The organism is Serratia sp. PL7, assembly GCF_945957435.1.
Genome location: NZ_CAMFLB010000019.1, coordinates 49,664 through 61,375, shown reverse-complemented (window position 1 = coordinate 61,375; position 11,712 = coordinate 49,664). Strand labels below are relative to the sequence as shown.

Here is an 11,712-nt window from a genome sequence, read left to right as displayed (position 1 = left end):
ATCACGCTGTTCCTTGCGCTAAACAGCGCAGAATTAATCCGGATTTTATCCTGTTTGCACCGCTTGTTTCTGGCATTGGGAGTTGCTTTGCAGAAGAAAACTCCTGTTTAATGATATGAAAAATAAAGTCTTATTAGAAAATATTGTCGCGAATATACCTAAATCATTATTACTTATAGATAAAAGCGATTTACCGGCGTTTTTCAAGCCACAGTCAGTTGGCCGTTACTTGCAATCTGCCGGGTAGAAACAATGATTAGGTGTGACAAATACAACAGAAACACTCACAACGACAGATGGGGATTATGCGGATGAAATTAACAAAGGGTAAAGCGCTGCTGGCCGGTTGTATCGCGATGGCTATCGGCCATGTCGCTGTGGCAAAAGACATCAAGATTGCCGTAGTGGGCGCCATGTCCGGCCCGGTGGCGCAATATGGTGATATGGAGTTCACCGGTGCGCGTCAGGCGATTGCCGATATCAACGCCAAAGGCGGGATCAAGGGCGATAAGCTGGTGGCGGTAGAGTATGACGATGCCTGTGACCCGAAACAGGCGGTAGCGGTAGCCAACAAGGTCATCAATGACGGTATTCGTTACGTGATCGGCCACCTGTGCTCGTCTTCGACCCAGCCGGCTTCCGACATCTATGAAGACGAAGGCGTGATCATGATCACCCCGGCGGCGACCAACGCCGATCTGACCACCCGTGGTTACAAGATGATCCTGCGCACCACCGGCCTGGACTCCGACCAAGGCCCAACGGCTGCCAGCTACATCCTCAACGAGATCAAACCTAAGCGCATCGCCGTGGTTCACGACAAGCAGCAATACGGTGAAGGCCTGGCGCGTTCAGTGCGTGACAGCCTGAAAAAGCAGGGTACCGACGTAGTGCTGTTTGAAGGTATCACCGCTGGTGACAAAGATTTCTCTACCCTGGTGGCTCGCCTGAAGAAAGAAAACGTCGATTTCGTCTACTTCGGTGGTTACTACCCGGAGATGGGGCAGATCCTGCGCCAGGCCAAGCAGGCAGGCTTGACTACCCGCTTCATGGGGCCGGAAGGTGTGGGTAACTCCTCGCTGTCCAACATCGCCGGTGCCGCGTCTGAAGGCATGCTGGTGACGCTGCCAAAACGTTACGATCAGGTGCCAGCCAACCAGCCGGTGGTTGATGCATTAAAAGCCAAGAAGCTGGATCCGACTGGGCCATTTGTCTGGACCACCTATGCTGCATTGCAATCGCTGGTCACCGGGATGGAGCGTAGCGGTAGCCAGGAACCGGCAGATATCGTCAAAGATCTGAAAACCGGCCAACCGGTGGCAACCGTGATGGGGCCACTGAGCTGGGATGACAAAGGCGATCTGAAAGGCTTCGAGTTCGGGGTGTTTGAATGGCATGCCGACGGCTCATCAACGCCGATTAAATAAGCCCGTTTAAGGTGACCTCTGCGCTTTTTGAACGCGGAGGTCACCTCGACAGCAAAATCTACAAACCGGGAATTCCCGGAGCCTGCAACGCCAGCAGGCCGTTGGGCCGCTCTTTGTCGGCCAGTACAACACCTTAGAAGGTCAGAGTATGTCAGAGCAGTTTCTCTATTTTCTGCAGCAGATGTTCAACGGCGTGACGCTGGGCAGCACCTATGCATTGATCGCCATCGGTTACACCATGGTCTACGGCATTATCGGCATGATCAACTTCGCCCACGGCGAGGTATATATGATCGGCAGCTATGTCTCCTTTATCGTGATCGCCGCCCTGATGATGATCGGCATCGACGTGGGTTGGCTGCTGATCGGCGCAGCGTTCCTGGTATCGATCGTGATTGCCAGCGCCTATGGCTGGAGCATCGAGCGGGTGGCCTACAAACCGGTGCGCAACTCCAAGCGCCTGATTGCGCTGATTTCCGCCATCGGGATGTCGATATTCCTGCAAAACTACGTCAGCCTGACGCAGGGGTCGCGTGATGTGGCGCTGCCAAGTCTGGTCACCGGCCAGTGGGTGCTGGGTGAGAGCAACGGCTTTGCCACGACCATCAGCACCATGCAGCTCATCATCTGGGTGGTCACCTTCCTGGCGATGCTGGCATTGACGATGTTTATCCGTTATTCGCGTATGGGCCGCGCCTGCCGTGCCTGTGCGGAAGATTTGAAGATGGCCAGCCTGCTGGGCATCAATACCGACCGAGTGATTTCGCTCACCTTCGTGATCGGCGCGGTGATGGCGGCGGTGGCGGGCGTGTTGCTCGGCCAATTCTACGGCGTGATCAACCCTTACATCGGCTTTATGGCCGGGATGAAAGCCTTCACCGCTGCGGTACTGGGCGGTATCGGCAGCATTCCTGGGGCGATGATCGGCGGGCTGGTGCTGGGCGTGGCTGAAGCGCTCACCTCGGCCTATCTGAGCACCGAATACAAAGACGCGGTGTCCTTCGCTTTGCTGATTGTGGTGTTGCTGGTGATGCCAACCGGTATCCTTGGGCGTCCGGAGGTTGAGAAAGTATGAAACTCGGTCTGCTTAACGCCTGTATTGCCACGGTCGTGCTGTTTGTCATGGCCTCCTTCCTGATGGGGATGCAACTGAGCCTCGACGGCACCAAGCTGGTGGTGCACGGCGCTGCCGAAGTGCGCTGGATGTGGATTGGTATCGGTTGTGTGGTGGTATTTTTCTTCCAACTGCTGCGTCCGCTGATGCAGCACGGGATGAAGAAAATCTCCGGCCCGGCGTTTGTATTACCCAGCTTTGACGGCTCCACAATGCGCCAGAAGGTGCTGGCAGCGGCGATCATCATTGCCGCCGTAGTCTGGCCGTTCCTGGTATCGCGCGGCACGGTGGATATTGCCACCCTGACGCTGATCTACGTGATGCTGGGGCTGGGCCTGAACGTGGTGGTCGGCCTTTCCGGTCTGTTGGTGCTGGGTTACGGCGGTTTTTACGCCATCGGTGCCTATACCTACGCATTGCTGAACCATTATTACGGTCTGGGATTCTGGGAAAGCCTGCCGCTGGCGGGGATCGTCACCGCCATCTTCGGCTTCCTGCTCGGTTTCCCGGTGCTACGCCTGCGGGGAGACTATCTGGCGATCGTCACGCTCGGCTTTGGTGAAATCGTCCGCATCCTGCTGCTGAACAACACCGAAATTACCGGTGGGCCGAACGGCATCAGTCAGATCCCGAAACCCACCTTTTTTGGTCTCGAGTTTAACCGCAGCGCCCGCGACGGTGGTTGGGATACCTTCCATAACTTCTTTGGCCTGAAATACGATCCCAGCGACCGCATCGTGTTCCTCTACCTGGTAGCGCTGCTGCTGGTGATATTGACGCTGTTTGTGATTAACCGCCTGCTGCGCATGCCGCTGGGCCGTGCCTGGGAAGCGTTGCGCGAAGATGAAATTGCTTGCCGTTCACTGGGCTTGAGCCCGACCAAAATCAAACTGACCGCCTTCACCATCAGTGCCGCCTTTGCCGGTTTCGCCGGTACGCTGTTTGCCGCACGTCAGGGGTTTGTCAGCCCGGAATCCTTCACCTTTGTGGAGTCGGCCTTTGTGCTGGCGATCGTGGTGTTGGGCGGCATGGGCTCACAGTTTGCGGTGATCCTGGCGGCGATCCTGCTGGTAGTGTCCCGCGAGATGATGCGCGATCTGAATGAATACAGCATGTTGCTGCTGGGGGCGCTGATGGTGTTGATGATGATTTGGCGGCCACAGGGGCTGCTGCCGATGAAACGCCCGCAGTTGAAGCTGAAAGTGGCTGATATCAAAGCCGTGAAGGGGGAGCAAGCATGAGTACTCAACCTTTACTGGCGGTAGCCGGGCTTTCGATGCGTTTTGGTGGTTTGCTGGCGGTAAACAACGTCGCGCTGGAACTGCATCAAGGTGAGATTGTTTCGTTGATTGGCCCGAATGGCGCGGGCAAGACCACGGTGTTCAACTGCCTGACCGGATTCTATCGCCCGACCAGTGGCACCATCAAACTGCGCGATCGTCATCTGGAAGGGCTTTCCGGCCAGACCATTGCTCGCATGGGCGTGGTACGCACCTTCCAGCATGTGCGGCTGTTCCGTGAAATGACGGTGATTGAAAACCTGCTGGTGGCCCAACATCAGCATTTGAAAAGCGGCGTGTTTGCCGGTTTGCTGAAAACCCCGGCGTTCCGCCGTGCAGAGGCCGATGCGCTTGAGCGTGCGGCGGTATGGCTGGAGCGTGTGGGCTTGTTGGACATGGCTAACCGCTCTGCGGGTAACCTGGCCTATGGCCAGCAGCGTCGGCTGGAGATCGCCCGCTGCATGGTAACGCGCCCGGAACTATTGATGCTGGATGAACCGGCGGCGGGCCTGAACCCGAAAGAAACCGATGAGCTGGATCACCTGATCGTCGAGCTGCGTGACCAGCACCAGGTGTCGGTGCTGTTGATTGAGCACGATATGAAACTGGTGATGGGGATTTCCGATCGCATCTACGTGGTGAATCAGGGAACGCCGTTGGCACAAGGCACACCGGCAGAAATCCGCAATAACCCGGACGTGATCCGGGCCTATCTGGGCGAATAAGCATATGTTGTCATTTAATCAGGTTTCCGCCCATTACGGCAAAATTCAGGCGCTGCACCAGGTCAGCCTGAACATTCAACAGGGGGAGATCGTCACCCTGATCGGCGCCAACGGTGCCGGTAAAACCACCCTGCTCGGCACGCTATGCGGCGACCCAAGGGCCAGCGAAGGGTCCATCACCTTGATGGATCAGGACATCACCCAGTGGCAGACAGCGCGCATCATGCGTGAGGCCGTGGCGATCGTACCGGAAGGGCGGCGGGTGTTCTCACGCATGACGGTGGAAGAGAACCTGGCGATGGGCGGTTTCTTTGCCGATCGCGAGCAGTATCACCAACGCATCGAGCGGGTATTTACCCTGTTTCCACGCCTGCTGGAGCGCCGTAGCCAGCGCTCTGGCACCATGTCAGGTGGCGAGCAGCAGATGCTGGCGATTGGCCGTGCGCTGATGAGCCAGCCGAAGTTGCTGCTGTTGGACGAGCCTTCACTTGGGCTGGCCCCCATCATCATCCAGCAGATTTTCGATATCATCCAGCAGCTGCGCGAAGAGGGGATGACCATCTTCCTGGTGGAACAAAACGCCAACCAGGCACTAAAACTGGCGGATCGTGGTTATGTGCTGGAAAACGGCCGCGTGGTGTTGGAAGATACGGGGGCCGCATTATTAGCAAACGAAGCAGTACGCTCGGCCTATCTCGGTGGTTGAACCATCGGCAATATACGTATTTTAACGATTACGAGAACAAGCAATGAAGACAGAAGGACTACTCGCGCAGCGCATCGTAAAGGTCAAAAGCTCGGCAATCCGCGAATTGCTCAAGCACAGCAAAATGGAAAACGTCATTTCGCTGGCGGGTGGCATTCCCTCTGATGCGCTGTTTGACTTCGAAGGATTGAGCATTGCCACCCAGCAGGCCATTACCGAGCAGCCAAAAAGCGCGTTCCAATATGGGCTGACCGAAGGCAGCGAACTGCTGCGTGAAGGCATCTGTACCCTATGCGCACAGCGTGGCGTTAATGCCAAGCCGGAAGACATCGTGGTGACCGCAGGCTCCCAGCAGGCGTTAGATCTGGTGATGCGTGCGGTGATTAACCCTGGTGATGTGTTTGTAGTAGAGCGCCCGACCTATCTGGCGGCGCTGCAAACGCTGGAGCTGGCGGAAGCCAACGTCATGTCCGTCTCTTCCGACAGCGACGGCATGGTGGTTGATGAACTGGCTGAACTGCTGAAAACCCAGAAGATCAAAGGGGTATACGTGGTGCCGAACTTCGGCAACCCGAGTGGCCTGACCCTGAGCGCCGCACGCCGTGAGCAGTTGGTGAAACTGGCGGTGGAGCATAACTTCCTGATTATCGAGGATGACCCGTACGGCGAGCTGCGCTTCACCGAAGAGCGTAATGCTACGCTGTATCAGGTTTCGCAGCAGGTACTGGGTCATACCGAAAACATTATCTATACCTCCACCTTCTCCAAGATCCTGGCTCCGGGCCTGCGCTTGGGTTGGGCCATCCTGCCGCCATTCCTGCTGCATAAAGTGGCGATCATCAAGCAGGCGGCGGATCTGCATGCCAGCGCGCTGTCGCAGAGCATCGTCGAATGTTATCTGGGGCTGGATCGTTTACCGGCGCAGATCGAAAAGATCCGCGCGGCCTACAAGCACAAAGGCGAGATCCTGGCCGGGCTGGTGGAAAAAGAGCTGGGTGATGTGATCAGCTTTGATATGCCGAAAGGCGGCATGTTCCTGTGGGCGCGTTTCCGTCAGCAATTCGATGCCACCGAGTGGCTGAAAACCACCCTGAAGCAGGGCGTGGTATTTGTGCCGGGAGAATACTTCTTCTCTGACAAACCGGATCGCTCTACCTTCCGTCTGTCGTTTGCCACGGCAACCGAACAACAGATGCAAGAGGCCGTCGCCCGCCTGCGTCGCTCACTGTAATCTCTCTGCGGCGGTGGGGTGAATTCCCTACCGCCGACATCAAACCGCCATCTGCACTTCACCTCGCTGTCATCTAGCTGTCACGCCAGAGTTATTTTTCTGTCATCCGCGCATGGCATGTTTAGCATCCGAACAAAAACTGTTTCTTTTCGCTCACGCGTTTTGATCACACCCGCTTTTTCAGGAGTTAGGCATGTTTGCTCACGCGATTAAAAAAACCACGTTGTGCGTTACCTTGGCCCTGGCGGTCAGCGGCCATGCAATAGCTGCTACCGAGATCCCATTCTGGCATTCGATGGAAGGGGAACTGGGTACCGAAGTCGACTCTCTGGCGGACCGTTTCAACCAAACTCACAGCGATGTGAGGATCGTCCCGGTTTATAAAGGCAACTACGAACAAAGCCTGGCGGCGGGCATTGCTGCTTACCGTTCCGGCAAGGCTCCGGCGATCCTGCAGGTCTATGAAGTGGGCACCGCCACCATGATGGCAAGCAAGGCGATCAAACCGGTGTATCAGGTGTTCCAGGAGTCGGGCGTCAAGTTCGACGAATCGGTGTTTGTGCCGACTGTGGCCGGTTACTACACCGATAACAAGAGCGGCCATTTGCTGTCCCAGCCTTTCAACAGCTCCACCCCGGTGCTGTATTACAACAAAGACGCCTTCAAGAAAGCGGGTTTGAACCCGGATCAGCCACCGAAAACCTGGCAGGAGCTGGCGGCTGATGCGGCCAAACTACGCGCGGCTGGCATGAAGTGCGGCTACACCAGCGGTTGGCTGGGTTGGATCCAACTGGAGAACTTCAGCGCCTGGCATGGCGTGCCGTTCGCCAGTGAAAACAACGGCTTTGGTGGCATCAATGCCAAGCTGGAGTTCAACCAGCCGCTGCAGGTGAAACATATTCAGTTCCTGCAAGACATGAACAAGAAGGGTGACTTCACCTACTTTGGCCGCAAGGACGAACCTACCGAGAAGTTCTACAACGGCGACTGCGCCATGGCTACCGCCTCTTCCGGCTCGCTGGCCAGCATCCGCAAATACGCCAAGTTTGACTTCGGTGTGGGCATGATGCCTTTTGATGCTGACGCAAAAAATGCACCGCAGAACGCCATTATCGGCGGGGCCAGCTTGTGGGTGATGAACGGCAAAGACGCAGCGACTTACAAAGGTGTGGCGGAATTCCTGCAATATCTGGCCCAGCCTGAGATTGCCGCCGAATGGCATCAAAAGACCGGCTACCTGCCGATCACCACTGCCGCCTATGAAATGACCAAGCAGCAGGGCTTCTACGACAAAAACCCAGGGGCCGATGTGGCCACCCGTCAGATGCTGAACAAGCCACCACTGGCGTTCACCAAAGGGCTGCGTCTGGGCAATATGCCGCAGATCCGTACCGTGGTGGATGAAGAACTGGAAAGCGTGTGGACCGACAAGAAAACCCCGCAGCAGGCGCTGGATGCCGCGGTACAGCGCGGTGACGTGTTGCTGCGCCGCTTCGAGGCTTCCACCAAGTAAGCGTCAGATTGGGCCATATTCGGCCAAACGACATCGATCCACTCCCTCTCCCTTTGGGCGAGGGTTGGGGTGAGGGGCTTATGCCGTCCCTCATCCCCATTTAACGGTTAACCCTATGTCATCATCCCGTCCCGGCTTCGCCTGTAGCTGGCTGCCCTATGTGTTGGTGCTGCCACAGTTGCTGATCACCGTCGTTTTCTTCCTGTGGCCTGCCGGCCAGGCGCTGTGGTACTCGGTACAAAGCGTCGATCCGTTCGGCCTTTCCAGCCAGTTTGTCGGGTTGGACAACTTTACACAGCTGTTCCAGGATCCGTATTACCTGGAGTCTTTCTACACCACGCTGTTGTTCAGCTTCCTGGTGGCCGGTGTTGGCCTGCTGGTATCGCTGTTCTTTGCCGCGCTGGTGGACTACGTGCTGCGCGGCAGCCGCTTCTATCAGACGTTGATGATCCTGCCTTATGCGGTTGCCCCTGCGGTAGCGGCGGTGCTGTGGATCTTCCTGTTCAGCCCCGGCATGGGTCTGATCACCCATGTGCTCGCCGGTTTCGGTTACGACTGGAACCATGCGCAAAACAGTGGCCAGGCGATGTTCCTGGTGGTGTTGGCATCGGTGTGGCAGCAGATCAGCTATAACTTCCTGTTTTTCCTGGCCGCATTGCAATCTATCCCGCGTTCCCTGGTGGAAGCGGCTGCGATCGACGGGGCAGGCCCGGTACGGCGTTTCTTCAACCTGGTGCTGCCGCTGATCACGCCGGTGAGCTTCTTCCTGCTGGTGGTCAACCTGGTGTATGCCTTCTTCGACACCTTCCCGGTGATCGACGCCGCTACCGGCGGTGGGCCGGTGCAGTCGACCACTACGCTGGTGTACAAAATCTATCGTGAAGGCTTTGCCGGTCTGGATCTGTCCAGCTCGGCGGCGCAGTCGGTGGTGCTGATGCTGTTGGTGATTGGCCTGACGGTGATCCAGTTCCGCTTTGTCGAACGTAAGGTGCGTTACCAATGATTGAGAACCGACGCGGGCTGGATATCTTCAGCCATACGATGCTGATTGTTGGCGTGCTGGTGGTGCTGTTTCCGCTGTATGTGGCCTTTGTGGCCGCCACGCTGGACGATCAGCAGGTGTTCCAGGTACCTATGACGCTGGTCCCTGGCGGACACTTGTGGGACAACATCCGCCATATCTGGCAGGGCGGTGTGGGCACCCTCAAGGTGCCGTTCTCGATGCTGCTGCTCAACAGCGTGATCATGGCGTTGGCGATCACCTGCGGCAAGATCGTGGTTTCGGTGCTGTCCGCCTATGCCATCGTCTATTTCCGTTTTCCGCTGCGCAGCCTGTTCTTCTGGCTGATATTCATGACGCTGATGCTGCCGGTCGAGGTGCGTATCTTCCCGACGGTGGAAGTGATCTCCAACCTCAACCTGTTGGACAGCTACACCGGCCTCACGCTGCCGCTGATGGCATCGGCCACGGCCACCTTCCTGCTGCGTCAGTTCTTTATGACCCTGCCGGATGAGCTGCTGGAGGCTGCCCGTATCGACGGTGCCGGGCCGATGCGCTTCTTTTGGGACATCGTACTGCCGCTGTCGAAAACCAATCTGGCGGCGCTGTTTGTCATCACCTTCATCTACGGCTGGAACCAGTACCTGTGGCCGATCCTGGTCACCAGTGACGCCTCGATGAGTACGGCGGTGGCAGGGATCCGCAGCATGATTTCCACCTCCGGGGCGCCGACCCAGTGGAATCAGGTGATGGCGGCAATGATGTTGACTTTGATCCCGCCGTTGGCGGTGGTTCTTCTGATGCAGCGCTGGTTTGTGCGCGGTCTGGTTGATAGCGAGAAGTAACGAATATGGCAGGTTTAAAACTACAGGCGGTCACCAAGTCTTACGACGGCAAAACGCCGGTGATCAAGCAGATCGATCTCGACGTGGCTGACGGTGAATTTATTGTGATGGTTGGCCCCTCCGGCTGTGGCAAATCGACGCTGCTGCGGATGGTGGCCGGACTGGAGCGCACCACCAGCGGTGATATCTATATTGATAGTCAGCGCGTGACCGATCTGGAACCGAAAGATCGCGGCATCGCCATGGTGTTCCAGAACTACGCGCTGTATCCGCATATGAGCGTGTACGACAATATGGCCTATGGCCTGAAAATCCGTGGTTTTGGCAAACAGCACATCCGTCAGCGGGTAGAAGAGGCGGCGCGTATTCTGGAGTTGGAACCACTGCTGCAACGCAAACCGCGTGAGCTTTCCGGCGGCCAGCGCCAGCGGGTGGCTATGGGGCGTGCGATTGTGCGCGAACCGGCGGTGTTTCTGTTTGATGAGCCGCTCTCCAATCTGGACGCTAAATTGCGTGTCCAGATGCGCCTGGAATTGCAGCAGCTGCATCGCCGGCTGAAAACCACCAGCCTGTATGTCACCCACGATCAGGTTGAAGCGATGACGCTGGCGCAGCGTGTGATCGTGATGAATAAAGGCGTAGCGGAGCAGATTGGTACGCCAAGTGAGGTTTATCAACGCCCGGCGACGCTGTTTGTCGCCAGCTTTATCGGCTCCCCGGCGATGAACTTGTTGCCTGGCACGCTGAGTGCGGACGGCAAACAACTGCAACTGGCCGGTGGTATGGCACTGGATCTGCCAGAGCCTCGGCCACAGTGGGGCGGACAGGAGTTGACGTTGGGTATCCGACCGGAGCATATTCAACTGAGTACGCGCGAGCAGGGCGGTATTCCGTTAGAGCTGCAAACGCTGGAGTTGCTCGGCGCCGATAACCTGGCACACGGGCAATGGGGGAGTTCAGGCGTGATCGTCCGCCTGAGCCATGAAACCCTGCCGCCTGCGGGCAGCATCCTGTATTTACAGCTGCCTGCGTCGGCGCTGCACTTTTTTGCTACCCATAGCGGAACACGGATGGATTGATGACTACAGCCTGGCCTTATCCCCATATTGTCGCCCATCGCGGCGGCGGTTCTCTGGCACCGGAAAATACCCTGGCCGCGATTGATGTCGGCGCGCGTCATGGCCACAAGATGATCGAGTTTGACGCCAAACTGGCGCAGGACGGGCAGATTTTCCTGCTGCATGATGACACGCTCGAACGCACTAGCAACGGCTGGGGCGTGGCGGGCGAACTGCCATGGGAAAAGCTGGTAGAACTGGATGCCGGCGACTGGTACAGCTCGGCCTTTAAAGGGGAGCGTTTGCCGCTGCTGTCGGACGTGGCGGAGCGCTGTAAGCAGCACGGCATGATGGCCAATATTGAAATCAAGCCAACCACCGGCAGCGACGAGGAAACCGGCCGGGTGGTGGCCTTTGCCGCCAGCATGTTGTGGCAAGGGCAAACCGATCCGCTGCTTTCTTCGTTCTCGGTGGAAGCCCTGGCGGCGGCACAGCAGACCGCCCCAGAACTGCCGCGCGGCCTTTTGCTGGACAAGTGGGATGACAATTGGCGTGAGCTGACCGAGCGCCTGGGCTGTGTCTCGCTGCATATTAATCATAAAGAACTGACCGCTGAACGTGTCGCGGCGCTAAAAGATGCCGGGCTGCGTATTCTGGTGTATACCGTCAATAAGCCGGAGCGGGCGCGTTTATTGTTGAATTGGGGCGTTGACTGTATTTGCACCGACCGGATAGATTTGATCGGCCCGGATTTTTAACCGGTTAATTGCTTGGATAAAGATCCTTAACCCCCTAAGGAGAGCGAACCGATCG

11 protein-coding genes are annotated in these 11,712 nt (G+C 57.1%); all 11 read left to right on the top strand.

Translation table 11 applies throughout. The features are described from left to right. The first annotated feature begins 311 nt into the window (after positions 1-311). The 11 genes from N6G83_RS40540 (at position 312) to ugpQ (ending at position 11,657) form a co-directional block, all read left to right on the top strand. A complete protein-coding gene (locus tag N6G83_RS40540) occupies positions 312-1,427 on the top strand; it encodes a branched-chain amino acid ABC transporter substrate-binding protein (RefSeq protein ID WP_024529576.1) in 1,116 nt (371 codons plus the stop codon). Between the two features lie 148 nt (positions 1,428-1,575). Further along, complete coding sequence (gene livH / locus N6G83_RS40535) at positions 1,576-2,502, top strand: high-affinity branched-chain amino acid ABC transporter permease LivH (protein ID WP_211136184.1); 927 nt, start codon at positions 1,576-1,578, stop codon at positions 2,500-2,502. Further along, a complete protein-coding gene (locus tag N6G83_RS40530; RefSeq protein WP_024529578.1) occupies positions 2,499-3,782 on the top strand; it encodes a high-affinity branched-chain amino acid ABC transporter permease LivM in 1,284 nt (427 codons plus the stop codon). Before livH ends, N6G83_RS40530 begins: the two co-directional genes overlap by 4 nt. Continuing rightward, entirely contained in the window at positions 3,779-4,546 is a 768-nt protein-coding gene (livG, locus tag N6G83_RS40525; RefSeq protein ID WP_024484631.1) for a high-affinity branched-chain amino acid ABC transporter ATP-binding protein LivG, read from the top strand. The genes N6G83_RS40530 and livG overlap by 4 nt, the downstream gene beginning before the upstream one ends. Before the next feature lie 4 nt (positions 4,547-4,550). Next, positions 4,551-5,252, top strand: coding sequence for a high-affinity branched-chain amino acid ABC transporter ATP-binding protein LivF (livF, locus tag N6G83_RS40520; RefSeq protein ID WP_021807790.1), 702 nt, complete (start codon positions 4,551-4,553; stop codon positions 5,250-5,252). Positions 5,253-5,295: 43 nt separating this feature from the next. After that, positions 5,296-6,483 carry a PLP-dependent aminotransferase family protein gene (locus N6G83_RS40515; protein WP_024484630.1) on the top strand — a complete coding sequence of 396 codons (1,188 nt, stop codon included), beginning with the start codon at positions 5,296-5,298 and terminating at the stop codon, positions 6,481-6,483. 193 nt (positions 6,484-6,676) lie between these two features. Next, positions 6,677-7,996 carry a sn-glycerol-3-phosphate ABC transporter substrate-binding protein UgpB gene (gene ugpB, locus N6G83_RS40510; RefSeq protein WP_211136185.1) on the top strand — a complete coding sequence of 440 codons (1,320 nt, stop codon included), beginning with the start codon at positions 6,677-6,679 and terminating at the stop codon, positions 7,994-7,996. Between the two features lie 115 nt (positions 7,997-8,111). Next, positions 8,112-8,999: a sn-glycerol-3-phosphate ABC transporter permease UgpA gene (ugpA, locus tag N6G83_RS40505; RefSeq protein WP_211136186.1), complete on the top strand. Its 888-nt coding sequence runs from the start codon at positions 8,112-8,114 to the stop codon at positions 8,997-8,999. Next, positions 8,996-9,841, top strand: a complete 846-nt coding sequence (gene ugpE / locus N6G83_RS40500; RefSeq protein ID WP_021181492.1) for a sn-glycerol-3-phosphate ABC transporter permease UgpE — start codon at positions 8,996-8,998, stop codon at positions 9,839-9,841. Before ugpA ends, ugpE begins: the two co-directional genes overlap by 4 nt. 5 nt (positions 9,842-9,846) lie before the next feature. Continuing rightward, positions 9,847-10,920, top strand: coding sequence for a sn-glycerol-3-phosphate import ATP-binding protein UgpC (locus N6G83_RS40495; protein ID WP_161712638.1), 1,074 nt, complete (start codon positions 9,847-9,849; stop codon positions 10,918-10,920). Continuing rightward, complete coding sequence (gene ugpQ / locus N6G83_RS40490; protein ID WP_024484626.1) at positions 10,920-11,657, top strand: glycerophosphodiester phosphodiesterase; 738 nt, start codon at positions 10,920-10,922, stop codon at positions 11,655-11,657. The genes N6G83_RS40495 and ugpQ overlap by 1 nt, the downstream gene beginning before the upstream one ends. Positions 11,658-11,712: the final 55 nt, after the last annotated feature.